Origin of the sequence: Ralstonia sp. GX3-BWBA (genome assembly GCF_003290055.1) — a bacterium.
GTDB classification, from domain to species: domain Bacteria; phylum Pseudomonadota; class Gammaproteobacteria; order Burkholderiales; family Burkholderiaceae; genus Ralstonia; species Ralstonia holmesii.
Window position 1 is genome coordinate 25,000 of the sequence record NZ_QMKS01000008.1, and the last position, 24,190, is coordinate 49,189.

Below are 24,190 nucleotides of genomic sequence, written 5' to 3' on the forward strand. Positions count from 1 at the left end.
CCAAGCAACTAAGCGACTAAGCAACTAAGCAACCGCCATGCAATTCACGCCCACCGATTGCCTGCTGATCATCGACGTGCAGAACGACTTTCTGCCCGGCGGTGCGCTGGCGGTGCCAGACGGCGACCAGGTCATTCCGGTCGTCAACCGGCTCGCACAGGCATTCGGGCGTGTGGTGCTGACGCAGGACTGGCACCCGCGCGAGCACGTGTCGTTCGCTGCCAACCATGCAGGAACGCAACCGTTCGGCACGATCGACCTGCCTTACGGTCAGCAGGTGCTGTGGCCGGTGCACTGCGTGCAGCACAGCGCCGGCGCCGCGCTGGCTGACAACCTGGACGTGCCGCATGCGCAGTTGATGGTTCGCAAGGGCTATCACCCGCACATCGACAGCTACTCCGCATTCTTTGAAGCGGATCGCAAGACGCCGACGGGCCTGCTCGGCTACCTGCGCGAGCTTGAAATCAAGCGCGTGTTCTGCGTTGGGCTGGCCACGGATTTTTGCGTGGCGTGGTCAGCGCTGGATGCCTGTGCTGCGGGGCTGGAAGTCGCTGTCATCGAGGATGCGTGCCGAGCGATCGACCTGAACGGCTCGCTTGCGCAGGCGTGGCAGCAGATGATGGATGCGGGCATCGCGCGGTTGCAGTCGCCGGACGTTTTGAACACCTTGTCTTGAACGGATAACGGAATACATCGGGCGCTGCCCAAGCCGCGCCCGCCACCAGATACGAGGAGCAACACCATGACCGAAGCAGTCATCGTTTCCACCGCACGTACCGGCCTGGCCAAGAGCTGGAAGGGCGCCTTCAACATGACGCACGGCGCCACGCTGGGCGGCCACGCTGTTCAGCACGCCATCGAGCGCGCCAAGATCGAGCCGGGCGAAGTGGAAGACATCCTGATGGGGTGCGCGAACCCGGAAGGCGCAACGGGCGCCAACATTGCGCGCCAGATCGCCCTGCGTGCCGGCTGCCCCGTGACCGTGCCGGGCGCAACCGTCAACCGCTTCTGCTCGTCGGGCCTGCAGACCATTGCCATGGCCGCGCAACGCGTGATTGCCGATGAAGGCGACATCTTCGTGGCTGGCGGCGTGGAATCCATCTCGTGCGTGCAGCAGGAGATGAACCGGCACATGATGACCGAAGGCTGGCTCAACAAGCACAAGCCGGAAATCTACTGGAACATGCTCCAGACCGCCGAGAACGTCGCCAAGCGCTACAACATCGCCAAGGAGCGCATGGACGAGTACGGCGTGCAAAGCCAGCAGCGCGCCGCCGCCGCTGCTGCTGCCGGCAAGTTCAACGACGAAATCGTCCCGATGACGACGGTGATGGGCGTGGCCGATGCCAAGACCGGCCAGCTCATGACCCGCGAAGTCACGATCTCTGCCGACGAAGGGATTCGCCCCGACACCACGCTTGAAGGCGTGGCGAAAATTCGCTCCGCCGTGCCGGGCGGCGTGGTCACTGCTGGCAACGCCAGCCAGTTCTCCGACGGCGCATCCGCTGCCGTGGTGATGAATGGCAAGGTGGCTGCCGCCAAGGGCCTGCAGCCGCTGGGCGTATTCCGCGGCTTTGCCGTGGCAGGTTGCGAGCCGGATGAAATGGGTATCGGCCCGGTGTTTGCCGTGCCCAAGCTGCTGAAGAAGGCCGGCCTGAAGGTCGAAGACATCGGCCTGTGGGAACTGAACGAAGCGTTTGCCGTGCAGGTGCTGTACTGCGCAGACAAGCTGGGCATTCCGATGGACCGCCTGAACGTCAACGGCGGCGCCATCGCCGTGGGCCACCCGTATGGTGTGTCGGGTGCACGCCTGGTCGGCCACGCGCTGATCGAAGGCAAGCGCCGCGGCGTCAAGTACGTGGTCGTGACCATGTGCATCGGCGGCGGCCAAGGCGCAGCCGGACTGTTCGAGGTGCTCTAAACAGACAGGCTCCCGCATAAAAACGGGAGCCTGTTTTGTTTGTGCCAGAGCTGGCTTGATCGCCAGCCCATGCACCCAGACGGTTTGGCCGTTGCTGTTCTTGCCCTTGATGGCGCCTTGAATTTTCGTAAGCGGGCGGAAACAAGACGGGAAACTGTCTGAGCGAAGCGAGTTTTTCCCGTCTCGGCCCGGTTACGGAAATTCAAGGAATCCTTCGCCATCTCGGGCGCGCCTTTCTTTTGCTTACTTTTCTTTGGCAAGACAAAGAAAAGTGAGTCGGGCCCGGCAGGGCACGAAACACAGGATGCACCACCAACATCATGTCCTCGAAACTGCTATCCCGCCGCGACCTCAGCTTCCTGCTCTATGAATGGCTCAACGTCGAGTCACTCACAAGCATTCCCCGTTACGCCGACCACTCCCGCGAAACGTTCGACGCCGCACTCGACACCTGCGAGCGCATCGCAACGGACCTCTTCGCCCCGCACAACAAGAAAAACGATCAGGAAGAACCGCACTTCGACGGCAACAAGGTCCACATCATTCCCGAGGTCAAGGCAGCGCTGGATGCCTTTAACAAGGCCGGCCTGATGGCTGCCGGGCAAGACTTTGAGCGCGGCGGCATGCAACTGCCCACCGTGGTCGAGAAAGCCGGCTTCGGTTATTTCAAGGCCGCCAACGTCGGTACCAGTTCATACCCGTTCCTCACGATCGGCAACGCGAATCTGCTGCTCGCGCACGGCACGCCCGCGCAGATCGAGACGTTCGTGCAGCCTGAGATGGAAGGCCGCTTCTACGGCACGATGTGCTTGTCGGAGCCGCAGGCGGGCTCGTCGCTGTCGGACGTCGTCACGCGAGCCGAATACGAAGGCGAGTCGCCTCTTGGCGCGCAATACCGCCTGACCGGCAACAAGATGTGGATCTCCGCCGGTGAACACGAGCTGTCGGAGAACATCGTCCACCTCGTGCTGGCGAAGATACCCGGCCCGGACGGCAAGCTGATTCCCGGCGTGAAGGGCATTTCGCTCTTCATCGTGCCGAAGTTCCTTGTCAATGCCGATGGCTCACTCGGCGAGCGCAATGACGTGGTGCTGGCAGGGCTGAACCACAAGATGGGCTATCGCGGCACGACCAACTGCCTGCTGAACTTTGGCGAGGGCACGCAGTTCCGCCCGAAAGGTGCAGACGGCCAGCCGCGCGCCGGTGCCATCGGTTACCTCGTCGGCGAGCCGCACAAGGGCCTTGCCTGCATGTTCCACATGATGAACGAGGCGCGCATCGGCGTCGGCATGGGCGCAACGATGCTTGGTTACACGGGTTATCTGCACGCGGTGGACTACGCGCGCAATCGCCCTCAAGGTCGCCCGGTCGGGCCGTCTGGCAAGGATGCGGCGTCTCCGCAAATCCGTATCGTCGATCATGCTGATGTGCGTCGCATGCTGCTGGCGCAGAAGGCGTATGTAGAAGGCGCGCTGGGCCTGAACCTGTATTGCGCCAAGCTCGTCGACGAAGAGCGTGGCGAAGCCGATGCGGCCAAGCGCGCAAAGCTCGGTCTGCTGCTCGACATCCTCACGCCGATTGCGAAGAGCTGGCCGTCGCAGTGGTGCCTCGAGGCCAACAGCTTGGCGATCCAGGTGCACGGCGGTTACGGCTACACGCGCGAATACAACGTCGAACAGTTCTACCGCGACAACCGCCTGAACCCGATTCACGAGGGCACGCACGGCATCCAGGGGCTGGACCTGCTGGGCCGCAAGGTCGTGATGCAAGACGGCGCGGCCTTCGCCGCGCTGGGTGAGCGCGTGCAGGGCACCGTCGGCCGTGCGCTGGAAACCGACGATGAAACGCTGGTCGGCTATGGCCGCGCGCTCGGCATGGCCACGCAGAAATTGGCCAAGGTCACGCAAACACTGTGGGCCGCTGGCGACCCGCGCGTGACGCTGGCAAATGCCTCCGTCTATCTGGAAGCCTTCGGCCATGTCGTGGTTGCGTGGATCTGGCTGGAGCAGGCGCTGGCCGCCGCCAAGGCATTGCCGGCGGCGCAGGGCGAGGATGCAGATTTCTATCGCGGCAAGCTGCAGGCCGCGCGCTACTTCTTCCAGTGGGAACTGCCGAAGATCGACCCGCAGATCGTGCTGCTGGGCTCGCTCGACACCACAACGCTGGACATGCAGGACGCCTGGTTCTAACGACGATAACGACACTGGAGACACCATGGGTACGCTCAAGCATCTGTTTGATCTTTCCGGCAAGACGGCGCTCATCACCGGCGGCTCACGCGGGCTCGGCCTGCAGATTGCCGAAGCGCTAGGCGAGCAGGGCGCGCGCATCGTTCTATCTGCCCGCAAGGCCGATGAACTGAAGGAAGCGCAGGCACATCTGAAGTCGCTCGGCATCGAGGCCGACTGGATTGCCGCTGACGGCGCCATCGAAGCCGACATTCAGCGCCTGGCCGACGAGGCGCTGGCCAAGCTCGGCCACATTGACATTCTCGTCAACAACGCGGGCGCAACGTGGGGCTCGCCGGCGGAAGACCACCCGGTCGAAGCCTGGGACAAGGTGATGAACCTGAACATCCGCGGCCTGTTCCTGCTCACGCAGCAGATCGGCAAGCGTTCGATGATCCCGCGCAAGTACGGAAAGATCGTCAATGTGGCGTCGATTGCGGGCCTGAAGGGCAATCCGCCGGGCTCGCTGGACACGATTGCCTACAACACAAGCAAGGGCGCGGTGGTCAATTTCACGCGCGCGCTGGCCGGTGAATGGGGCGAGCACAACATCACCGTCAACGCGATTGCGCCGGGCTTCTTCCCGTCGAAGATGACGCGGGGCTCGCTGGAAAAGCTCGGTGTGGACAAGCTGGCCGAGCGCTCGCCGCTGCATCGCATTGGCGACGACGAAGACCTCAAGGGTGTGGCTGCGTTGTTTGCGTCGGATGCCTCCAAGCACATCACTGGCCAGATTCTTGCCGTCGACGGCGGCGTGAGCGTGGTCTAATTTCGGCTGCTTCTCACTCTTTCTGACGCAGCATGAACGCAGACAACAACGGTTTTCCGATCGACATCCCTTTCCTGAAGCTTCTCGGCATGCGCTGCCTGAAGGTGGCCGATGGCGAGGGCGTGGTCGAGCTTGCCCTCGAAGCGCAGCACATGAACAGCTGGGAAATGGCCCACGGCGGCGTGACCATGACGATGCTCGACGTCGCCATGGCCATGGCCGGCCGCTCGGCCGACGTGCACGGCCGCGGCGTGGTGACGATCGAGATGAAGACAGCGTTCATGCAGCCCGGGCGCGGCACGCTCAAGGCCAGCGCCCGTTGCGTGCATCAGTCCACCACCATGGCGTTCTGCGAGGGCGAGGTGCGTGATGCCGATGACAAGCTGGTCGCTCGCGGCTCGGGCACGTTCAAGTTCGTCAAGCGTATGCCGCCGCCGCGCACCCCAGAACCCGGCGCCGACGGCTGACCAGACCACACGGCAGTTGCAGTACCCAGTTGCACATCGGACAGCGTCCGACACACAAGAAGAGCAACCACGGAGACAAGCATGCAACAACCTGCGCGGCGCACGGCGTATGCCCTTGCCATCACCCTGCTTTGCTGCACCGGACTGACCATGACCCTGGAAGGATGCGCCTCCAACCCCGCGCCGGCCGACGCACCGGCTGCCAGTGCATCGACCGCCGTGCAGCCGCCGCCGGCGCCCAATCCGCCGATGCAGAAGCCGCTCACGGCCGACGAATCCGACCCGGTCAAGATGGGCTGGATGCAGGGCTTCCCGCCGCCGCCCGATCGCATCATCCGTTTTGACCTGGCGGGCAATATGTTCCCGCGCACGCGCTACGGCTACAGCCACGTGCGTGAGTTCGTGCCGACGCGCGTGATATGGCGCGGCGATGGCCCCATCAGCAAGCTCCCCCGCGCCGAGCGTGACATCAGCGGCGTGCTGTTTACGGATCCGAACGGCACGCGCCGCACGTTTGCCGAAGCGCTCAAGCTGACCTACACCGACGGCATCCTCGTCATGCACAAGGGCAAGGTGGTCTACGAGCGCTACTTTGGCTCGCTCGATGCGCATACGCAGCACATTGCCATGTCGGTCACGAAATCGTTTGTCGGCACACTGGCCGCCATGCTGGTGGCCGACGGCAAGCTCGATCCGGCCGCGCCCGTTACGCAGTACGTGCCGGAACTGAAGGACACCGCCTACGGCGACGCCACCGTGCGCCAGGTCATGGATATGACCGTGGGTGTGCATTACTCCGAAAACTATGCCGACCCGAACGCCGATGTCTGGGCCTACGCCCGCGCCGGCGGCATGCTGCCGCGCCCGGCCGGCTACAAGGGCCCCGACAATTTCTACGACTACCTGACGACGCTGCGCAAGGAAGGCGAGCACGACGCGGAGTTCTCGTACAAGACCGTCAACGCTGAAACGCTGGCGTGGATCGTGCGCCGCGCGTCGAACAAGTCGCTGGCGGCGCTGCTGTCCGAGCGTATCTGGCAACCGATGGGTGCACAGGATGACGCGTACTTCTCGGTCGACAGCATCGGTACGGAATCGGGCGGCGGCGGCCTGAACACCACGCTGCGCGATCTGGCGCGCTTCGGCGAGATGATCCGCAACGATGGCCGCTTCAACGGCAAGCAGATCCTGCCCAAGAGCGTGATCGAAGACATCCGCCGCGGCGGCGACCCCGCCAAGTTTGCCAAGGCAGGCTACACGACGCTGCCCGGCTATTCGTATCGCAACATGTGGTGGGTTTCGAGCAACGACCACCACACGTTCGAAGCGCGGGGCATCCATGGCCAGCGCATCTATATTGATCCGGTGGCCCAGATGACGATCGTGCGCTATGCCTCGCACCCGATCGCCGCCAATGCGGCCAATGATCCGGTCACGCACCGCGCGTATGCGGCGCTGGCCGAGTACTTCATGCAACACAAGTAACACCTCGACCCAACACCGATATCCGATATTCAGGAGCGTTTTTTCATGTCGAAGACCTATCAGCGCATCGTTCTGGCTTCGCGTCCGCAAGGAGCCGTGACACCCGACAACTTCCGCCTGGAGACGGTGGAGATTCCGGAACTGCAGGACGGCCAGGTGCTGGTGCGCAACCATTTCCTGTCGCTCGATCCGTACATGCGCGGCCGCATGAACGACAGCAAGTCGTATGCGCAGCCGCAGCCGCTAGACGAAGTGATGATCGGCGGCACCGTTGGCGTGGTGGAAGCGTCCAAGAACCCGTCGTTTGCCGTGGGCGACAACGTCGTCGGCATGTTCGGCTGGCAAGAGGTTGGCGTGTCTGACGGCCGTGGCATCCAGAAGGTTGATACGCGCCACATTCCGCTGTCGGCGTATCTCGGTTCAGTCGGTATGCCGGGCGTGACGGCGTGGTATGGCCTGAACAAGATCATGCTGCCCAAGCCCGGCCAGACCGTGGCGGTGAGTGCTGCTTCCGGCGCGGTCGGCAGCGTGGTGGGGCAGCTTGCCAAGCTCAAGGGCTGCCGCGCCGTGGGCTTTGCCGGCGGCAAGGACAAGTGCGATTACGTGGTCAACGAACTGGGCTTTGATGCCTGCATCGACTACAAGGCCGCCAAGGACCCGAAGGAGCTGTACAAGATGCTCAAAGAGGCGACGCCCGATGGCATCGACTCGTATTTCGAGAACGTGGGTGGCTCGATCCTGGATGCCGTGCTGTCGCGCATGAACGCATTCGGCCGCATCGCCATGTGCGGCATGATCGCCGGCTATGACGGCCAGCCGCTGCCGCTGCAGAACCCGCAATTGATCCTGGTGTCGCGCCTGACCATCGAGGGCTTCATCGTCTCCGAACACATGGACGTGTGGCCGGAAGCACTGCGCGAGCTGGGCGGTTTCGTGGCGCAGGGCAAGCTGAAGTTCCGCGAGAGCGTGGCAGAGGGCTTGGCGAGCGCACCGGAAGCGTTCATGGGCCTGCTCAAGGGCAAGAACTTCGGCAAGCAACTCGTCAAGCTCGTTTGAGTTGAGCCGCACGCGGACTGTCAATCGCTTGACAGTCCGCCGGGCGAGGGCCGCCACAGAATGGCCCCACCCACAACGAACGCGTGAAGGAGACACCATGAACGCACCTGAAACCGCACAGGCCAAGCGGCCCGACAGCATGACGGCCAACCTCAGCCCCGAGGCCGCAGCCCGCTACCGCAACCTGCCGCGCCCGCCGCAATTCGCCACGGTTGAAGAAGAGCGCCTGCACCGCAAACAGCGTCTGGCTGCAGCGTTCCGCCTGTTCTCCAAATTCGGCTTCGACGAAGGCGTGGCCGGGCACATCACGGCGCGCGATCCGGAACACCAGGACAGCTTCTGGGTGAACCCGTTCGGTGTGCATTTCAGCCAGGTGACGGTGTCGAACCTCATCCGCTGCGATCACCATGGCAACGTGGTGGAAGGCGATTACCCCGTCAACGCCGCCGCGTTTGCGATTCACTCGCGGGTGCATCAGGCGCGGCCCGATGCGGTGGCCGCTGCGCACTCGCACAGCACATACGGTCGCGCGTGGTCGACGCTCGGCCGCAAGCTCGATCCGCTCACGCAAGACGTGTGCGCTTTCTATGGCGACCATGCCCTGTACGACGATTTCGGCGGCGTGGTGGTCGAACTGGACGAAGGCCAGCGCATTGCAGAGGCCCTGGGTGACAACAAGGCTGCGATCCTGCAGAACCACGGCCTGCTGACGGTCGGCAAGACGGTCGATGAAGCAGCGTGGTGGTTCATCACGATGGAGCGCTCCTGCCAGGTGCAGTTGCTGGCCGAAGCCGCTGCGGCGCGCACCGGCGACGCACCGCGCACGATTTCCGATGCCGCTGCCCGTCAGGCGTATTCCATCGTCGGATCGGCGCAGGCGGGGTGGTTCCAGTTCCAGCCGCTATATGCGCGCATCGTCAAAGAACAACCCGATCTGCTCGACTGATCGGCATTACAAATTTCCGGAGCACGCATGACGGACTTGATCCTGCATCACTACGCCACCTCGCCGTTTTCAGAGAAGGTGCGCTTGATCCTTGGCTACAAGGACCAGCCGTGGAAGTCCGTCACGGTGCCCGTGATCCTGCCCAAGCCGGACGTGATGCCGCTGACCGGCGGCTACCGGCGCACGCCGTTCCTGCAGATCGGCGCGGACATCTATTGCGATACCGCGCTGATCGCACAGGTGCTGGAGTCGATTCATCCGGCGCCGACGCTGTATCCGGCAGACCATGCCGCAGCGGTGTTCTCGATGGCGCAGTGGGCCGATACGACGCTGTTCTGGGCCACCGCAACTTTCGTGACGCAGCCGGCGGGCTTCCAGAGCTTGTTCGGCGACGCGCCGGAAGCCTTCGTCAAAGCCTTTGTGGAAGACCGCAAGGCAATGCGTGTGGGCGGCACCGGCTTGCGCACGCCGCTGCCGGAAGCCACCTCCACGCTGCAGGTGTTCCTTGCTCAGTTGGAGCGGCAGTTTGCGACAGGCGAACGCATCTTCCTGTTTGGCGAGCAGCCGACCGTGGCCGATTTTTCCGTCTACCACTGCCTGTGGTTCATCCGCCGCGCGACGGCGGTGGCGGGCATTCTCGATGCGCACCCCGAAGTCGTCGCATGGATGCATCGCGTCGCGGCATTCGGTCACTCGCAAGCGCAACCGATGACGCCTGCCGAAGCGTTGGATATTGCCAAGGCCGCCACACCACGCGCGCTGACTGAAACGAACGCCACCTTCGACGACAGCCACGGCTTGCCCAAGGGCACGCGCGTGACGGTGGCCGCGGTTGATTACGGCGTTGATCCCGTCGAAGGAGACCTCGTGGTCTCCACGCGCGACAGCGTCGGCGTGCTGCGCGAAGACCCGCGCGTCGGCCAGGTGGTGGTGCATTTTCCGCGCGTGGGTTACGCCGTGCGCAAGGTTGAGGCGGCAGGCTGATACGGCTGCGCCATCTCGATCGCCTTTCCTATTACAACGACATCAGTGAGACACGTATGAAGCAATTCGCAGGCGGTGTGGCCGTCATCACGGGCGGTGCGTCGGGTTTCGGCAAGGAGTTCGCCAAGATCGGCGCCAGTTTGGGCATGAAGCTGGTGCTGGCCGATATCCAGCAGGATGCGCTGGATGCCGCCGTGGCGGAGTTCTCGGCACAGGGCGTGGACGTGATTGGCCTGCGCGTCGACGTGTCGAAGGTGGAAGATGTGCAGGCGCTGGCCGATGCGGCCATCAAGGCGTTCGGCAAAGTGAACCTGCTGTTCAACAACGCCGGCGTGGGCGCCGGTGGCCTCATCTGGGAGAACACCGAGCGCGACTGGGATTGGGTGCTCGGCGTGAACTTGCACGGCGTCATTCACGGTGTACGCATCTTCACGCCGCTGATGCTGGAAGCCGCCAAGAAAGATCCGTCGTACGAGGGCCATATCGTCAATACGGCGTCGATGGCGGGGCTGCTGAATGCGCCGGCCATGGGCATCTATAACGTGTCCAAGCACGCAGTGGTGGCGCTGTCCGAATCGCTGTATCAGGACTTGAGCCTGGTGACCGAGCAGATCCATTGCTCGGTACTGTGCCCGTACTTCGTGCCGACCGGTATTACGCAGTCTGACCGCAACCGGCCGCAGGATTTGGCCAACACGGCGCCGCCCACCAAGTCGCAGTTGGTTTCACGGGCCATTTCGGAGAAGGCTGTCAGTTCCGGCAAGGTCACCGCCGAGCAAGTCGGCCAGATGACCTTTGACGCGATCCGCAACGCCGGCTTCTACATCTACTCGCACCCGCATGCGCTGGCGCCAGTGCAGCATCGCTTTGAAGACATCATCTCGCAGCGCAATCCGTCTGATCCGTTTGAAGGCAAGCCCGACGTGCGTGCGCGCCTGGTCGATGCGCTGCGCGGGTAACCACACATTTCCATGACTCCGGAATCGCCATGAACACTGCTACCGCCGCCGCTATCACGGAATCGCAATTCGCCGATCTGCCTAACGGCACGCGGCTGCATTACGCCAGCGCCGGCAAGCGTGGCGCCCCGCTGATGCTGTTCGTTCACGGTTTTCCGGAGTTCTGGTACGAGTGGGAAGCGCAGCTTGCTGCGTTTGGCGACACGCACTTTGCCGTTGCACCCGACATGCGCGGCTACAACCTGTCGAGCAAGCCGGCGGCGGTGGATGCGTATCGTCCGAAGTTCCTGGTGCAGGATCTGACGCAGTTCATCACGGCGCTGGGCTACGAGCGTGCCATCGTGGTGGCGCACGACTGGGGCGGGGCCATCTGCTGGAACCTTGCCATCCAACATCCGGAATTGGTCGAGCGACTGGTGATCGTCAATTCGCCGCATCCGTGGGTGTTTGCGAATGCGCTGCTCAGCGATCCGGCGCAGCAGGCTTCATCGGCGTATATGAACTGGCTGCGCCAGCCGGGTTCGGAAGACGCGCTGGCCGCCAATGACTTTGAAAAGCTCGAAGGTTTCTTTCACGGCATGGGGCAGCCGGTGGCGGAATGGTTCACGCCCGAGGTGCGAGCGCGCTATCACGCCGCCTGGAGCCAGCCGGGCGAGGGCGGTTCCCACGGCCTGACCGGCGGCGTGAACTACTACCGCGCCTCACCGTTGCATCCGCCTACCGAGGGCGTTGCGCCGTTGCGCATTGACCAGATGCCACCCGAGGCGTTTGTCGTGAAGGTGCCCACGCTCGTGATCTGGGGCGAGATGGACATGGCACTGCCGAAAAGCCTGCTCAATGGGCTGGAGCGCTTCATTCCCGACATGCGCCTGGAGCGGATTCCCGACGGTACGCACTGGGTCGTGCACGAACAACCGGAGCGCATTACCGCGCTGATCCGGTCATTCGTTTCCTGAGCGCCTGAGTTAGTTACATCGACTCCGCCAGCATGCGGCGGTAGTCGTCGGCCGTGGCGATGCGCGGGTTGGTCTTGTGGCAGTGGTCGAGCAAGGCGCCTTCCACCACGTGTTCCAGCGCATCTTCCGGCACGCCCATCTGGCGCAGGCCGGTCGGCAGGCCGAGGCGCGCCGTCAGGTCATGCACCGCCTGGGCGAGGTCCGCGCCGGCCGGCAGATTCATCACGCGGCGCATGCGCGCATAGCGGTTGTCTCGCACCACCGTCTCGGCCGTCTCGTTGAAGCGCAACACCGCCGGCAGCACCACCGCGTTGAGCGTGCCGTGATGCAGCCCTGTCTTGCCATCGACCTTTACGCCGCCCAGCGGGTGCGATAACGAATGCACGCACCCCAGCCCCTTCTGGAACGCCATCGCGCCCTGCATCGACGCGCTCATCATGTTCAGCCGCGCATCGCGGTCGGCACCATCGCGCGTGGCACGTTCGATGTTGGCCCACGCACGTTCGAGGCCATCCAGCGCAATGCCGTCCGCTGGCGGGTTGAACGCGGGTGCGAGAAAGGTCTCGATGCAATGCGCAATCGCATCCATGCCGGTGGCGGCCGTCAACGCGGGCGGTAGACCCAGCGTCAGTTCCGCATCGCAGATGGCTGACTTGGGCAGCAGGTGCCACGAGTGGAAGCCAAGCTTGCGGCCGTCTTCCAGAATGATGATCGCGCCACGCGCCACCTCACTGCCGGTACCGGCCGTGGTGGGAATCGCAATCAACGGCGCCGCCGCTTCGGTGATCTTCGTGCTGCCGCCCTCGATGGTCGCGTAGGTGGTGAGCGGCTCGGGGTGCGTGGCGGCAATCGCAATCCCCTTGGCCAAATCGATCGACGAACCACCGCCGATGGCGATCAGCCCGTCGCAACCGGCGTCTTTGTATTGCGCGGTGGCCTTCAGCACCATCGCCTCGGTCGGGTTGGAAGGCGTCTCGTCGAACACGGTCACGGGCAGGCCGCCCGTGGCGTCAATCGCGCGCTGTGCAAGTCCGGCGGCGGCCACGCCTTTGTCGGTCACGATCATCGGCCGTCGGATGCCCACGGCTGCGCATTCGCTTTTCAGTTCGTTGACGGTGCCAAAGCCGAGGTGAACGTGGGTGAGGTAGAAGATGAGGGCCATGCTGTCTCCGGATGGTGATTGTCGGTGTCGCCCGTCTTGTCGTGCGGGCGTGGTTCAATGGATACTCCGATGATAGCCAAATTAGAACGATCGTTCAGTTAACGCCCGCATGCAGCACCCGTCTCTCGACTCGCACGTCGCCCAGTTACTCGATCTGGTTGCGCGTGCCAAGCGTCCGCCGCTGAATGCACTTGACCCAGCCGACGCCAAGATCGCCTACGAAAAGAGCAGCCCCATTGTCGACATCCCGGCCATCCCGCTGGAAGCCGTGCACGACCTGACGGTAACGGCGCGCGATGGCCATGTCATCCCCATTCGCACATACGCGGCGCGCGAAGCCAGCTGGGCAGATCCATTGCCGCTGCTGGTGTATTTCCACGGCGGCGGTTTTACCGTGGGCAGCATCAAGACGCACGACCAGCTTTGCCGGTCGCTGGCGGCCAAATCGGGCGCGATGGTGTTGTCGGTGGATTACCGGCTTGGGCCCGAGTGGAAATTTCCAACCGCAGCGAACGACGCGTTCGACGTGTTGCAGTGGGTGTTCGATGAGGCTGCCACCATCGGCGCCGACCCAGCCCGCATCGCTTTCGGCGGCGACAGCGCGGGCGGGACGCTTGCCGCGGTCAGTGCCATTGAGGCACGCAATCGCGGCTTGGCGCCGGTGCTGCAACTGCTGATCTACCCCGGCACCACCGCGCGTGAATCCACGCCGTCGCATCGTGAGTTTGCCGAGGGCTATTTGCTCACGCAGGAAATGATTCACTGGTTTTTTTCGCAATACCTGCGGACCGACGCCGACCGCGACGACTGGCGTTTCGCCCCGCTGGACGCCGGTGGCCACGGCGCAGACGTAACCGGCGTGTGCCCCGCGTGGATTGCCGTGGCTGGCTTCGACCCGATCCGCGATGCCGGCATCGGCTACGCCAACAAGCTGCGCGCAGCCGAGGTCCCGGTCAAGCTGAAACTGTACGAAGGCATGATTCACGACTTCTTCAAGATGGGGCGCTTCGTGCCGGCTGTGGAAGATGCGCACCGCGACGCCGCCAATGCGCTACGCCGCGCCTTCGGCACCGAGACCGAATCCCCATAACCCGAGCACAAGAGGAGACCACATGGCGATCGAGGATTTCCGCCACAGCACGCCGCTGCGCGTACGCTGGGCCGAAGTCGATGCGCAGAGCATCGTCTTCAATGGCCACTACCTGCTGTACGCCGATGTGTGCATCACCGAATACTGGCGCAGCATCGGCGTGCGGTATCCGGTGGATGTGGTCGACACCTTTGGCGTGGATTTCTACGTGGTCAAATCCACGCTCGAATATCATGCCTCCGCGCGCTTTGACGACGAGCTGGACCTGCGCTGCCGTGTGGCGCGTCTGGGCCGCTCCAGCATGCGCTTTATCATCGAGATGTATCGCGCAGACGAGCATCTCGTCACCGGCGAGGTCATCTATGTGTGTGCCGACCCTGCCACGCAGACCTCCGCGCCGATTCCCGATACGCTGCGCGAACGCATCCTGAACTTTGAAGTTCTGAAGCCTGAAGTGTGAGAACTGAGCATGACTGCCCCTGAATCTGTCCGCCCGCTTGCCGGCATTGAAGTCGACCGCTGGGACGCCGTGCGCGAAGAAGCCCGCGCCATCCGCTACGACGTGTTTGTCACCGAACAAGGCGTGCCCGTTGAACTGGAGTGGGACGCGTGGGATGGCCAGTGCTGGCACGCGCTGGCGCATGACACGGCTGGGCGCGCTGTCGCCACGGGCCGGCTGCTGCCCGACGGCCATATCGGCCGGATGGCGGTGCGCAAGGAGGCGCGGGGCACGGGCGTTGGGGCGCGCGTGCTGGAGGCTCTGATCGACAAGGCGCAGTCGCTGGGTTACCCCGAGCTGATCCTGAACGCGCAAACCCACGCCATGCCGTTCTATGTACGTGCGGGCTTTACGGCCGAGGGCGAAGAGTTTGAAGAGGCCGGCATTCCGCACCGGACCATGCGCCGCGTGCTTACACGTTGATGTCCTGGGCGGCCCTCGCAATGGCTGCGATGGCCACCTGCGCTGCCGGCGACGCGGTTCTGCCGTGCAGCCGCACGATTCCCGTCGTGGATGGCGGCGATAGCCAACCCTTCACCGCCAGCCGCACCAGCGCACCGGCTTCCAACTCGTCCTGCACCGCTGCGTCCGTAGCACCCAGCACGGTGTCCGTCGTGAGCGCCACCGTCTTCAATACGCCGTAGTTGTCGCACTCCAGCGCGATGCTGGCCTCCTGACCGGCTGGCAGGCCAAGCAGCATCGCCAGCTCCACCTTGGACGGGCTGAGGAGCTTCGGTACGGCAATGCCGTATTCCCAGACATCAAGCAGCGTGTACGTGTGCCCTGCTAGCGGGTGGCCAGCGCGCGCGTACAGGTGAGGGGGCTGGCCTCCAATCAATTGGATATCGAGCGCGGCGTCTTTCGGCATGTCGCGCACGTCGGCGGCGAAGAATTCGATGTTCTCGCTACGCAGGCTCTCCAGCAATTGCACCCAATTGCCGACCTCCATGCGCAGGGCGACTTGCGGGTGCTGCTGCCGCAGTTCCTGGAGTGCCCGGGGCATAAGCGTTGCCGTCAGCAGCGGCCCCACACCGAAGGCCGTGTCGCCGAGCTGGCTGTCGCGATACAGATCAACGTCGCGTTGCAGGCAGCGCGCCTCGAACAGCAGGCGCCGCGCGCGTTCGATGACGAATTCGCCGGCGGGCGTGGGGCGCACGTCACCGGTTTCGCGATCGAACAGGCGGATGCCGAGATCGTCTTCAATCGCCTGGATGCTCCGGCTGAATGCGGGCTGGCTCAGATGCACCGCTTGCGCGGCACGCGCGAAGTGCAGCGTATCAGCAAGGGCTACGACGTGACTCAGGCGGCGCAAATCCATGGCGTTGCGTTCTGTGCATCAAATAAATGTTCATTATGCATTGGACGCATTGATGGCGCACTCCTAGGCTTGTCTGCACAACAAAAGCGAGGAGACACCAATGAGTTCGCACATGGAGCACGCGCTGATCGTCGCCTGCATCCTGGGATTTGCCGTCATGGAGTTCGTGACACGGCGCTACCAGGCCAACGTGCGCGGCCGCGCGACCGCCAACGATGCCTGGCTCGAGGTGCTGATGTTTATCAGCCTCGTCGCTGTCACGCAGCCGATCGCGCTGCTGGGGAGCAACGCCCTGTGCAAGTGGCTCATTCCGGCGCAGCACAACGCGTGGGCGGATCTGCCCTGGTGGGCGATGACCGGGTTGCTGCTCATCGGTGACGACCTCACGCAATACCTCTGGCACCGCGCTTCGCACACGCCGCTGCTGTGGCCGTTGCACCGCGCGCATCACAGCGCGTCGTACATGAGCGTGCGCATTACGTACCGCAACAACTTTTTCTACTACCTGATGATGCCGGGGCTGTGGATTGGTGGTGTGGCGGTGTACCTGGGCTTTGGGCCGGTGTATGCGGCGTACCTGGTCGTCAAGCTGGCCGTCATTGTTGGCGCACATTGCGCCTGGCCGTGGGATGCACCGCTGTATCGCATCCGCGCGCTGCGTCCGTTGATGTGGGTGATCGAGCGGACGATTTCCACGCCCGCCACGCACTGGGCGCATCACGCGCTCACAAACGCCGATGGCATCGGCCACTACAAGGGCAATTTCGGCAACCTGCTGTTTTTCTGGGATGTGCTGTTTGGCACGGCGCATATCACGCGCAAATATCCCGCGAAGATTGGCTTGCAGGATGACGTGCTGTTCGGCGCCGAGCGATGGACGGCGCAGATGTTCTATCCGCTGGTGCAGTCCAAGCGCGAACATTCTGCGTTGCGCCCGGGCGGCGCCGCCGTCACCGAAATGGAAATGGACCAGGCCGCGAGCGCGAAGCAGGAAGCGGCCTGAGCGGCGCGCCGCTTATGTATCGGCGTGCGTGACGGTATCGAGCACGCCGAGGTAGCGCGTCTCACCAATCTGGCCTTGCGCGTCGAAGCGGCGCTCGGTCACGTCAAAGCAGCCATCGTGGCGGATACGCACGATCGTGCTGGCGCGCGTGCCATAGCGCGGCGAGCGGATGAAGGCGGCAGAAAGCAGCTTCTCCCATTCGGGCGCCACGCCCGTGGCGGGCAAGGAGGCGGTCGGCGCTTCACGCGTTTCCGACAGCAGATCGAGATAGCGCGCCACATCCAGCGCATTGCCGTGCCGGCCCGTATCTGCGGCCAGGGCCTCGGCAAAGGCGGCCATGCGGTGCCGCACCTTGAACCACGGCGTATCGAGCAATGCGTTGGACAGGCCATACAGGCCGGGCGCGAGCTTGCGCGGTGCTTCGGCGCGGTTGCTCGTCCACCAGAGTTCGTCGCGTGTGGCGGTGAGCAGGTTGTAGCCATTGTATGCGCGGTCGCGAGCGGTGAGGCTATCGAGATAGGCGGGCACCGACAAATCGTCCGCCGTCAGGAAATTCGAGACGAGTTCCCCGCGCGAGCGCGCATCGGGCCGGCGCTCGGACGGCGCGCGGTAGTTCGTCAGCGCGGCAAAGCGGCCATCGCGCGTCATGCCCATCCACGTACCTGCGTGACCGACCACCTGGGCCATGTCACGCCCAGCCAGCACGTTGGGCGCGTCGCTCCACCACGCCAGCGGCGCTGCAGGGCGGTCATAGAATTCGTCCCGGTTGGCGGCCACCACCAGCGCGTAGTCGGGGTGGGCGTGCCAGGCCGTGAGAATCAAACACATGAGCACTTCCTTTGAACATGCCGCGCAACGAACGGCCAATGGTCAATGTGACGACCTGTGTTGCGCGGGCTTCGGCCAAGCATAGCAGCCTGCCGAATTTTTGCGATGACGATTGCGGCAAGGCACCGTCAGCTGTTTTCTAGATCGACAAACAGCTCTGCATGGCGTTCACCCGCGACGAATTCACGCGGGCCGCCGGTTTCCCACAGGGCCGCCAGCGTGGCTGCAAAGGCGGGCGGGACGTCGTCGTAGGATTCCATCCACGTGGCCTGGCCGTCGCGTGTTTCGGGACGGCGCATCAAGGCGCCTGCCACGCCTGTCGCTTCTTCCACGGTATCGAGCCAACGCTGCCACTGCGGCAAGGCAGCAGCGGCGTCATGCTCGGCGATGCGGAAGTAGACGAACAGGTGATCGGCCATGGTGGAGTCCGGTGTCAGGCGTTTTCTGAAACGGGAATGACGTACGGCAAGTTTTGCAGCGTCAGCACTGGGCCGTCCGGCGTGGCGAGGTGGATGACGGTGTCGAGGGCGTCCAGCTTCAACTCGACCAGCAGATCGGTGCCGCCGTCCGGCGCCATGGCTGCGTTGACCACCATGCCACAAGGTTGGTTCGGATCGGTGGCGCTGTAGACCTCGGCACCGGCCGACGTGGGTGCATTCACGTGCGCGCGCTGCATGCGCCGCTTGAGCGTGCCGCGATACTGGCTGCGCGCCACGATTTCCTGCCCCGGGTAGCAGCCCTTGCGGAAATCGACGCCGCCCAGCAATTCCAGGTTGACCATCTGCGGGACGAACTGTTCCTGCGTGGGCAGGGTGATGTGCGGCACACCTGCTTGCAGGCTCAGCCAGTCCCACACCTCGGTGCCGACCAACGACAGGCGCGACGACAGCGTCTTCCAGGCGTCCTGGAAATGCTCGGCATGGACCATCCATTGATAGCGGGGGCGTCCGCCAGCATCCGGCAGGCGGACGACCGCACCGAATTGCTGGCCCACCGTGGCAGGCTGCTGCGCCACCGCATTGACAGTATCCGGTTCAGGCAACACGGCACCGGCCTCGCGCAGCGCTTGCGCCGCATCGGGCCCGGCGACGCCGATGGCGATGAACTCGTCCATCGGGCGCAGCTTGGCCTTGGCGCGCAGCACGAACATCGACAGGCGCTTGGTCAGCGCCGGAGCGATCGCCTTGTCTGTCTGCAGCACGATCGTATCGGCCTGACGCCACACCAGCAGCGTGGCCAGCAGCCGTCCCTTGGGCGAGCAATAGCCGGCCAGACGCGCCTCATTCAAACCAAGGCCTGTAACGGCGTTGGTGAGCTGGTTATGCAGAAACTCGGCCGCATCGGCGCCTTCGACGGCGATGCGCGCAATATCGGTCGGTGCGCAGAGCACGCTACCGCGCGTAGCGGCGTCAAATTGCACGTCGAGCGGGGGAAAGCTCAGCGTATCGACAAAATCGTGGAAGACATCATTCATGGTGTGCGGGGCCGCCTTAGATTGACCGGTATTATATTGGGCTGTCTAAAGGGCGGCTTGTGCCCTATCTATCCATTTCAAGAGTGCGGAAATCGCCGGGGTCAGCCGGCTCCGCGCGCAGATTCGCAACAGAATGTTCTCTTTTCTCAAACGCTTGATCCTGCTGGCGATCCTGATTGTGCTGGCAGCAGCAGGCGGTGTGGTGTGGTGGGCCCAGCAACCGGTGAGCCTGTCGGCCTCGCCGCTGGAGGTGGTGATCAAACCAAACTCGAGCGTGATCTCGGTCGGCAAGCAGCTTGCCAATGCCGGCGTCGGCGTGCAGCCGCAGTTGTTTTCGGTGCTGGCGCGCGCCACGGGCAACGCCAAGAGCCTCAAAGCCGGCGGTTATGCGCTGGAAACCGGCGCGACGCCCATGTCCATCCTCGACAAGATGGCGCGCGGCGAGGTCACGCATTACGTCGTTACCGTTATCGAGGGCTGGTCGATGCGGCAGATGCGGGCGGTGGTTGACGCAGAACCTGCGCTCAAGCACGACACGGCCGGCATGTCTGACGCAGACCTGATGCGCAAGATCGGCGCGCCTGAAACCAACCCGGAAGGCCTGTTCTTTCCAGACACCTATCTTTTTGCGCGCGGCAGCAGCGATGTGGAGCTCTACCGCCACGCCTACCAGGCGATGCAGAAGCGCCTGAACGACGCCTGGACGAAACGCTCGCTGGATCTGCCTTACAAGACGCCGTACGAGGCGCTGACCATGGCGTCCATCATCGAGAAGGAGACCGGCCAGAAGCTGGAGCGGCCGATGATTGCCGCCGTGTTCGTCAACCGGCTGCGAAAGAACATGCTGCTGCAGACCGACCCGACGGTCATCTATGGCCTTGGTGCCGGTTTTGACGGCAATTTGCGCAAGCGGGACTTGCAAACCGACACGCCCTACAACACCTACACGCGCACCGGCCTGCCGCCTACGCCGATCGCGCTGCCGGGCATGGCGTCGTTGCAGGCGGCGCTGAACCCGGCACCGTCAGACGCGCTGTATTTCGTGGCGCGCGGCGACGGCAGCAGCCAGTTTTCGACCAACCTGACGGACCACAACCGGGCCGTCAACAAATATCAGCGCGGCCAACCATGACCGGCAAGTTCATCACATTCGAAGGGATCGACGGCGCGGGCAAGAGCACGCACCTCGCGTGGTTTGCCCAGCAACTGCAGACGAAGCTCGCTCTCCAGGGCAAAAAGGTGGTCGTCACCCGCGAGCCTGGCGGTACGCCGCTGGGCGAGCGACTGCGCGAAGTACTGCTGCACGAGCGCATGCACCTGGAGACCGAAGCGCTGCTGATGTTCGCCAGTCGCCGCGAGCACATCGCCGAGGTGATCCAGCCCGCGCTTGAGGCGGGCGACTGGGTCATTTCCGACCGCTTTACCGACGCCACGTTCGCCTATCAGGGCGGGGGCAGGGGCTTGGCAATCGACCGGCTGGAGGCGTTGGAGCGCTGGGTGCAGCAGGGCCTGCAGCCGACCAAGACCATCCTGTTCGATCTGGCCCCCGAGATTGCAGCCGCGCGCTTGGCCGATGCCCGTACGCCAGACAAGTTCGAAGCCGAGTCAGCACAGTTCTTCCTGCGCACGCGCGCCGAATACCTGCGCCGTGCGGCAGCCGAGCCGGATCGATTTGTCGTGCTCAACGCCAACCGGGAGCGAGCCGATATCCAGAAAGACTTAGAGAATCTGCTTGCAACGCTCTGATTTTGCAGGCAATTTCGGATACGGAAATAATGGTTTCACGACAAGTTTTTGCATCAACAATCTGACGCAACCCATTGATTCATGATGCTTTATCCCTGGCAATCCGCTGATTGGTCCCGCCTGCAGGCCATGCGGGCCAAGTTGCCGCACGCGATTCTGCTCAACGGCCAGGCAGGCACCGGCAAGCGCGATTTCGCCATGCATTTCGCGCAAGGCCTGTTGTGCGATACGCCCATCGCAAACGGCCAGCCCTGCGGCACGTGCGCGGCCTGCAACTGGTTTGCGCAGGGCAACCATCCGGATTTCCACCTCGTGCGCCCTGAAGCAATGGAAGACGCGCCCGAGACCGAGAAAGACGCAGACGGCAAGAAAAAGGCACCCAGCAAAATCATCCGCATGGAGCAGGTCCGCAACCTGATCGAGGCGGTGGGCGTCGGCACGCACCGGGCCGGGTTGCGGGTGGTGGTGTTGTATCCGCTCGACGCATTGCAGACTGAGGGCGCCAACGCGCTGCTCAAAACGCTGGAGGAGCCGCCGCAGAACACCGTGTTCCTGCTGGTGACGGATCGAATCGACCGCATCCTGCCCACCATCCTGTCGCGCTGCAGGCAGTTTCCGCTGCAGCCGCCGCAGCCCGAGGCCGCGCGCCAATGGCTGGAGCAACAAGGCGTGCCACATGCGCAAAGCCTGCTGGCGGAGTTCGGCAATGCGCCGCTGGCCGCGCTGGCCGCCGCCGAGTCCGAGGACCGCCCGCTACTGCAATTTTTGCTCGAACAGCTTGGCCAGGGCACAAAGCTGGACGCGCTGGCCACGGCCGATCATTTACAAAAATTGTCGGTCCCGGCCGTTCTCAGTACCATGCACCGGTGGGTCTTTGACCTGATGGCGGCGCGGCTGGCGGGGCGCCCGCGTTACTTTCCGGCACAGCGCGATGCGTTGCAACGTTGCGCAAACACCATCCCGCTGGACCGCCTGGAACGTTTTGCGCGTGCTTTGCCGCAACGGCGCCGCACCGAGCAACATCCGCTGGCGGCAAGGCTCGTCATCGAAAGCCTTTTGCTGGATTACCGGCAGCTCTTTCCGGCGGTCTGAACCCGAACCCGCACCTGAACGTTTGCACTCTCTGGACACCCTGTGAGCACAGCACCTCTTCGTACGCCTGGCACTCCTGTCACCCCTGGCACGCCCACTGCGGCCGGCACGGCTCCGGGCGCACCGACCCGTCCGGGCATCGTCTCGCTGGCCATCAAGGATGAAGCCGGCCTGCACGCCGCGTATATGCCGTTCCTGAAGAACGGCGGTATCTTCGTGCCCACGCAACGTCCTTACCGGATTGGCGAGGAAGTCTTCCTCGTGCTGTCGCTGCTGGACCGTCCGCAGAAGTATCAGGTGGCCGGCAAGGTGGCCTGGATCACGCCGGTGGGCACGCCCGCCAAGACGCCGGGCATTGGCGTGCACCTTGGCGAAGATGAGCAGTGCCGCGTGCTGCGCCGCGTGATCGAAGAGTTGCTCGGTAAGCAGATCAACTCGCAGCGCCCGACGCAAACCCTCTGATTTTTTCTGATGCGGCGCAAGAGGTTTGCGTCGTAACCTACTGATTATTCGATGTTTGTCGATTCCCACTGTCACATCAACTTTCCCGACCTGCGCGCGCGCCTGCCTGAACTGCTGACGCACATGCGCGAGAACCGCGTTACCCACGCGCTGTGCATCTCCGTCACGCTGGAAGATTTTCCGAGCGTGCTGGAGATTGCCGAGCAGGAGCCCAACGTGTACGCCACCGTGGGCGTGCACCCCGATGCCGAAGCGGATGTTGAAGAAGGCAGATCCATTGAAGAGCCCACGCTGGAGCGTCTGCTGACCCTTGCTGATCACCCGCGCGTGGTCGGCATCGGCGAGACCGGACTCGACTATTACCGCCTGGGCGACCGTACCGTGGCCGACATGGAATGGCAGCGCGACCGCTTTCGCACACATATTCGCGCGTCGAAGCAGACCGGGAAGCCGCTGGTGATCCACACCCGCTCGTCGGCCGAGGACACGCTGGCCATCATGCGTGAAGAGGGCGCGGAGGCCGCACGCGGCGTCATGCATTGCTTTACTGAGACCTGGGACGTGGCCAAGGCCGCGCTGGACTTTGGGTTCTATATCTCCTTCTCGGGCATCGTGACGTTCAAGAACGCGGTGGACCTGCAGGAAACCGCCAAGAAAGTGCCGCTGGACCGCATGCTGATCGAGACCGACTCGCCGTACCTTGCGCCGGTGCCGTTCCGCGGCAAGACCAACGAGCCGGCATACGTGCGGCACGTGGGCGAATTCCTGGCCACGCTGCGCGGCGAACCACTGGAGCGCATCGCCGGTATCACAACCGAGAATTTTTTCAATTTATTCAATGCGATACCGCGATAACTTGAAACAACAGATGAACAAGTTCGCCCTTGCTGGCGCACTGACCATGGCGTTCTCGGGCGCTGCGCTCGCCACGCCGCAGGACGATCTTCGCAACGCCGTCGAGTACAACCGCCCGGCGCTCGTGCAAAAGTACATTGCGCAGGGCATCGACCCCAACCTGAAGACGCGCGATGGCACGCCGCTGCTGGTGGATGCGCTCAAGGACAAGAACCTTGAAGTGGCCGAGGCGCTCATCCGCGCCAAGAACATCGATTTCGAGCGCACCAACGCCGCCGGCGAAAACGCGCTGATGATGGCCGCCTACCAGGGCCTGCTTCCCATGGTGAAGCTGCTGGTGGAAACGTACGACGTGGAGGTCAACAAGACCGGCTGGACCGCACTGCATTACGCCGCCACCAACGGGTATGACGACATCGTCAAATACCTGCTGGACCACGCGGCCTATATCGATGCGGAAAGCCCCAACGCGACCACGCCGCTGATGATGGCGGCCATGGGCGGGCACATCACGACCGTCAAGCTGCTGCTGGACGAGGGCGCCGACATGAACCTGCGCAACCAGCAGAAGATGGACGTGATCGACTTCGCCAAGCGGTATCACCAGGATGAAATTGCGGCGGGGCTGGAGTCACGCCGGCGCAAGTTGGCGGAACAGGCGGGCAAGCCTGCTCCGGTGGCGGCACCCGCGGCGGCTGTCCTTCAGCCCGCCAAGGCAAGCGCGCCGGATGCGCCCACGCCGATGCCGGCAGCCAAACGGGATGCAGCAGCACCCAGCCCGGCTGGCCAAGATACGATCGGCACCCCAACCAATATGCTGTTTGACAGCAACCGCTAGACGCTAGACGCGGCCCGAATGGCGCGGCAATCGTGCCGCAGTGCCGGTTGTG

26 protein-coding genes are annotated in these 24,190 nt (G+C 63.7%); 21 read left to right on the forward strand and 5 right to left on the reverse strand.

What is annotated here, in order from left to right:
* Positions 1 to 37: 37 nt before the first annotated feature.
* The 11 genes from pncA to DOD19_RS07025 all read left to right on the forward strand — a co-directional run bounded on the left by pncA (position 38) and on the right by DOD19_RS07025 (position 11,771).
* Entirely contained in the window at positions 38 to 676 is a 639-nt protein-coding gene (gene pncA, locus DOD19_RS06970) for a bifunctional nicotinamidase/pyrazinamidase (RefSeq protein WP_024975644.1), read from the forward strand.
* 66 nt (positions 677 to 742) lie between these two features.
* Positions 743 to 1,921, forward strand: coding sequence for an acetyl-CoA C-acyltransferase (locus tag DOD19_RS06975; protein ID WP_024975645.1), 1,179 nt, complete (start codon positions 743 to 745; stop codon positions 1,919 to 1,921).
* 320 nt (positions 1,922 to 2,241) lie between these two features.
* Positions 2,242 to 4,110 (forward strand): acyl-CoA dehydrogenase, encoded by a 1,869-nt coding sequence (locus DOD19_RS06985; RefSeq protein WP_112184812.1) that lies wholly within the window; start codon positions 2,242 to 2,244, stop codon positions 4,108 to 4,110.
* A gap of 25 nt (positions 4,111 to 4,135) precedes the next feature.
* Positions 4,136 to 4,918, forward strand: a complete 783-nt coding sequence (locus DOD19_RS06990; RefSeq protein WP_024975647.1) for an SDR family oxidoreductase — start codon at positions 4,136 to 4,138, stop codon at positions 4,916 to 4,918.
* Positions 4,919 to 4,950: 32 nt separating this feature from the next.
* The gene (locus tag DOD19_RS06995) at positions 4,951 to 5,385 is read left to right on the forward strand and encodes a PaaI family thioesterase (protein ID WP_012762007.1); all 435 of its coding nucleotides are present in this window, start codon (positions 4,951 to 4,953) and stop codon (positions 5,383 to 5,385) included.
* 81 nt (positions 5,386 to 5,466) lie between these two features.
* Positions 5,467 to 6,870 carry a serine hydrolase gene (locus DOD19_RS07000; protein ID WP_112184814.1) on the forward strand — a complete coding sequence of 468 codons (1,404 nt, stop codon included), beginning with the start codon at positions 5,467 to 5,469 and terminating at the stop codon, positions 6,868 to 6,870.
* Between the two features lie 45 nt (positions 6,871 to 6,915).
* Entirely contained in the window at positions 6,916 to 7,926 is a 1,011-nt protein-coding gene (locus tag DOD19_RS07005; protein WP_024975649.1) for an NADP-dependent oxidoreductase, read from the forward strand.
* 97 nt (positions 7,927 to 8,023) lie between these two features.
* Entirely contained in the window at positions 8,024 to 8,872 is an 849-nt protein-coding gene (locus tag DOD19_RS07010) for a class II aldolase/adducin family protein (protein WP_024975650.1), read from the forward strand.
* Between the two features lie 27 nt (positions 8,873 to 8,899).
* Positions 8,900 to 9,856 carry a glutathione S-transferase family protein gene (locus DOD19_RS07015; protein WP_092970323.1) on the forward strand — a complete coding sequence of 319 codons (957 nt, stop codon included), beginning with the start codon at positions 8,900 to 8,902 and terminating at the stop codon, positions 9,854 to 9,856.
* 56 nt (positions 9,857 to 9,912) lie between these two features.
* Positions 9,913 to 10,815, forward strand: a complete 903-nt coding sequence (locus DOD19_RS07020) for an SDR family oxidoreductase (RefSeq protein WP_112184816.1) — start codon at positions 9,913 to 9,915, stop codon at positions 10,813 to 10,815.
* Positions 10,816 to 10,844: 29 nt separating this feature from the next.
* A complete protein-coding gene (locus DOD19_RS07025; protein ID WP_112184818.1) occupies positions 10,845 to 11,771 on the forward strand; it encodes an alpha/beta hydrolase in 927 nt (308 codons plus the stop codon).
* Positions 11,772 to 11,784: 13 nt separating this feature from the next.
* On the opposite strand, the gene DOD19_RS07030 is transcribed toward DOD19_RS07025, so the two are convergent.
* A complete protein-coding gene (locus DOD19_RS07030; protein ID WP_112184820.1) occupies positions 11,785 to 12,933 on the reverse strand; it encodes an iron-containing alcohol dehydrogenase in 1,149 nt (382 codons plus the stop codon).
* Between the two features lie 109 nt (positions 12,934 to 13,042).
* Here DOD19_RS07030 and DOD19_RS07035 point away from each other — a divergent pair, with 109 nt between their 5' ends.
* The 3 genes from DOD19_RS07035 to DOD19_RS07045 are packed head-to-tail and all read left to right on the forward strand — an operon-like array spanning position 13,043 to position 14,945.
* On the forward strand, positions 13,043 to 14,023 hold the full coding sequence (locus DOD19_RS07035) for an alpha/beta hydrolase (RefSeq protein ID WP_112184822.1): 981 nt from the start codon (positions 13,043 to 13,045) through the stop codon (positions 14,021 to 14,023).
* 22 nt (positions 14,024 to 14,045) lie between these two features.
* Entirely contained in the window at positions 14,046 to 14,483 is a 438-nt protein-coding gene (locus DOD19_RS07040) for a thioesterase family protein (RefSeq protein ID WP_024975656.1), read from the forward strand.
* Between the two features lie 9 nt (positions 14,484 to 14,492).
* Positions 14,493 to 14,945 carry a GNAT family N-acetyltransferase gene (locus DOD19_RS07045; RefSeq protein ID WP_112184824.1) on the forward strand — a complete coding sequence of 151 codons (453 nt, stop codon included), beginning with the start codon at positions 14,493 to 14,495 and terminating at the stop codon, positions 14,943 to 14,945.
* Here the strand turns inward: DOD19_RS07045 and DOD19_RS07050 are convergent.
* Positions 14,935 to 15,840, reverse strand: coding sequence for a LysR family transcriptional regulator (locus DOD19_RS07050; protein WP_112184826.1), 906 nt, complete (start codon positions 15,838 to 15,840; stop codon positions 14,935 to 14,937). The two genes, DOD19_RS07045 and DOD19_RS07050, sit on opposite strands and share 11 nt — an antisense overlap.
* A 100-nt stretch (positions 15,841 to 15,940) precedes the next feature.
* Between DOD19_RS07050 and DOD19_RS07055 the strand changes: the two genes are divergently transcribed.
* Entirely contained in the window at positions 15,941 to 16,843 is a 903-nt protein-coding gene (locus DOD19_RS07055) for a sterol desaturase family protein (protein WP_112184828.1), read from the forward strand.
* Positions 16,844 to 16,855: 12 nt separating this feature from the next.
* Here DOD19_RS07055 and DOD19_RS07060 read toward each other — a convergent pair whose 3' ends face one another.
* The 3 genes from DOD19_RS07060 to DOD19_RS07070 form a co-directional block, all read right to left on the reverse strand.
* Positions 16,856 to 17,671, reverse strand: coding sequence for an NRDE family protein (locus tag DOD19_RS07060; protein ID WP_112184829.1), 816 nt, complete (start codon positions 17,669 to 17,671; stop codon positions 16,856 to 16,858).
* 128 nt (positions 17,672 to 17,799) lie between these two features.
* Positions 17,800 to 18,090, reverse strand: coding sequence for a DUF4936 family protein (locus tag DOD19_RS07065; protein WP_024975661.1), 291 nt, complete (start codon positions 18,088 to 18,090; stop codon positions 17,800 to 17,802).
* Positions 18,091 to 18,104: 14 nt separating this feature from the next.
* Complete coding sequence (locus tag DOD19_RS07070) at positions 18,105 to 19,145, reverse strand: folate-binding protein YgfZ (RefSeq protein WP_024975662.1); 1,041 nt, start codon at positions 19,143 to 19,145, stop codon at positions 18,105 to 18,107.
* A 133-nt stretch (positions 19,146 to 19,278) separates the two neighbouring features.
* Here DOD19_RS07070 and mltG point away from each other — a divergent pair, with 133 nt between their 5' ends.
* The 6 genes from mltG (at position 19,279) to DOD19_RS07100 (ending at position 24,138) form a co-directional block, all read left to right on the forward strand.
* On the forward strand, positions 19,279 to 20,277 hold the full coding sequence (gene mltG, locus DOD19_RS07075; protein WP_024975663.1) for an endolytic transglycosylase MltG: 999 nt from the start codon (positions 19,279 to 19,281) through the stop codon (positions 20,275 to 20,277).
* The gene (gene tmk, locus DOD19_RS07080; protein WP_112184831.1) at positions 20,274 to 20,891 is read left to right on the forward strand and encodes a dTMP kinase; all 618 of its coding nucleotides are present in this window, start codon (positions 20,274 to 20,276) and stop codon (positions 20,889 to 20,891) included. Before mltG ends, tmk begins: the two co-directional genes overlap by 4 nt.
* Positions 20,892 to 20,972: 81 nt before the next feature.
* Positions 20,973 to 21,983, forward strand: a complete 1,011-nt coding sequence (locus DOD19_RS07085) for a DNA polymerase III subunit delta' (protein WP_112184833.1) — start codon at positions 20,973 to 20,975, stop codon at positions 21,981 to 21,983.
* 42 nt (positions 21,984 to 22,025) lie between these two features.
* Entirely contained in the window at positions 22,026 to 22,445 is a 420-nt protein-coding gene (locus tag DOD19_RS07090; protein ID WP_024975666.1) for a PilZ domain-containing protein, read from the forward strand.
* Between the two features lie 51 nt (positions 22,446 to 22,496).
* Positions 22,497 to 23,300 carry a TatD family hydrolase gene (locus tag DOD19_RS07095; RefSeq protein ID WP_112184835.1) on the forward strand — a complete coding sequence of 268 codons (804 nt, stop codon included), beginning with the start codon at positions 22,497 to 22,499 and terminating at the stop codon, positions 23,298 to 23,300.
* A complete protein-coding gene (locus tag DOD19_RS07100; protein ID WP_112184838.1) occupies positions 23,284 to 24,138 on the forward strand; it encodes an ankyrin repeat domain-containing protein in 855 nt (284 codons plus the stop codon). Before DOD19_RS07095 ends, DOD19_RS07100 begins: the two co-directional genes overlap by 17 nt.
* Positions 24,139 to 24,190 lie beyond the last annotated feature (52 nt).

Excerpts from the sequence above, each read along its gene's own strand:
- DOD19_RS07095 (WP_112184835.1), top strand. The coding sequence starts at position 22,497 with ATGTTTGTCGATTCCCACTGTCACATCAACTTTCCCGACCTGCGCGCG.
- DOD19_RS06975 (WP_024975645.1), top strand. The coding sequence starts at position 743 with ATGACCGAAGCAGTCATCGTTTCCACCGCACGTACCGGCCTGGCCAAG.
- DOD19_RS07005 (WP_024975649.1), top strand. The coding sequence starts at position 6,916 with ATGTCGAAGACCTATCAGCGCATCGTTCTGGCTTCGCGTCCGCAAGGA.
- DOD19_RS07015 (WP_092970323.1), top strand. The coding sequence starts at position 8,900 with ATGACGGACTTGATCCTGCATCACTACGCCACCTCGCCGTTTTCAGAG.
- DOD19_RS07055 (WP_112184828.1), top strand. The coding sequence starts at position 15,941 with ATGAGTTCGCACATGGAGCACGCGCTGATCGTCGCCTGCATCCTGGGA.
- DOD19_RS07030 (WP_112184820.1), bottom strand. The coding sequence starts at position 12,933 with ATGGCCCTCATCTTCTACCTCACCCACGTTCACCTCGGCTTTGGCACC.
- DOD19_RS06995 (WP_012762007.1), top strand. The coding sequence starts at position 4,951 with ATGAACGCAGACAACAACGGTTTTCCGATCGACATCCCTTTCCTGAAG.
- DOD19_RS07035 (WP_112184822.1), top strand. The coding sequence starts at position 13,043 with ATGCAGCACCCGTCTCTCGACTCGCACGTCGCCCAGTTACTCGATCTG.
- DOD19_RS06985 (WP_112184812.1), top strand. The coding sequence starts at position 2,242 with ATGTCCTCGAAACTGCTATCCCGCCGCGACCTCAGCTTCCTGCTCTAT.
- DOD19_RS07020 (WP_112184816.1), top strand. The coding sequence starts at position 9,913 with ATGAAGCAATTCGCAGGCGGTGTGGCCGTCATCACGGGCGGTGCGTCG.
- DOD19_RS07000 (WP_112184814.1), top strand. The coding sequence starts at position 5,467 with ATGCAACAACCTGCGCGGCGCACGGCGTATGCCCTTGCCATCACCCTG.
- DOD19_RS07085 (WP_112184833.1), top strand. The coding sequence starts at position 20,973 with ATGATGCTTTATCCCTGGCAATCCGCTGATTGGTCCCGCCTGCAGGCC.
- DOD19_RS07050 (WP_112184826.1), bottom strand. The coding sequence starts at position 15,840 with ATGGATTTGCGCCGCCTGAGTCACGTCGTAGCCCTTGCTGATACGCTG.
- DOD19_RS07010 (WP_024975650.1), top strand. The coding sequence starts at position 8,024 with ATGAACGCACCTGAAACCGCACAGGCCAAGCGGCCCGACAGCATGACG.
- DOD19_RS07045 (WP_112184824.1), top strand. The coding sequence starts at position 14,493 with ATGACTGCCCCTGAATCTGTCCGCCCGCTTGCCGGCATTGAAGTCGAC.
- pncA (WP_024975644.1), top strand. The coding sequence starts at position 38 with ATGCAATTCACGCCCACCGATTGCCTGCTGATCATCGACGTGCAGAAC.
- DOD19_RS07025 (WP_112184818.1), top strand. The coding sequence starts at position 10,845 with ATGAACACTGCTACCGCCGCCGCTATCACGGAATCGCAATTCGCCGAT.
- DOD19_RS07065 (WP_024975661.1), bottom strand. The coding sequence starts at position 18,090 with ATGGCCGATCACCTGTTCGTCTACTTCCGCATCGCCGAGCATGACGCC.
- DOD19_RS07040 (WP_024975656.1), top strand. The coding sequence starts at position 14,046 with ATGGCGATCGAGGATTTCCGCCACAGCACGCCGCTGCGCGTACGCTGG.
- DOD19_RS07100 (WP_112184838.1), top strand. The coding sequence starts at position 23,284 with ATGCGATACCGCGATAACTTGAAACAACAGATGAACAAGTTCGCCCTT.
- DOD19_RS07070 (WP_024975662.1), bottom strand. The coding sequence starts at position 19,145 with ATGAATGATGTCTTCCACGATTTTGTCGATACGCTGAGCTTTCCCCCG.
- DOD19_RS07060 (WP_112184829.1), bottom strand. The coding sequence starts at position 17,671 with ATGTGTTTGATTCTCACGGCCTGGCACGCCCACCCCGACTACGCGCTG.
- mltG (WP_024975663.1), top strand. The coding sequence starts at position 19,279 with ATGTTCTCTTTTCTCAAACGCTTGATCCTGCTGGCGATCCTGATTGTG.
- DOD19_RS06990 (WP_024975647.1), top strand. The coding sequence starts at position 4,136 with ATGGGTACGCTCAAGCATCTGTTTGATCTTTCCGGCAAGACGGCGCTC.
- tmk (WP_112184831.1), top strand. The coding sequence starts at position 20,274 with ATGACCGGCAAGTTCATCACATTCGAAGGGATCGACGGCGCGGGCAAG.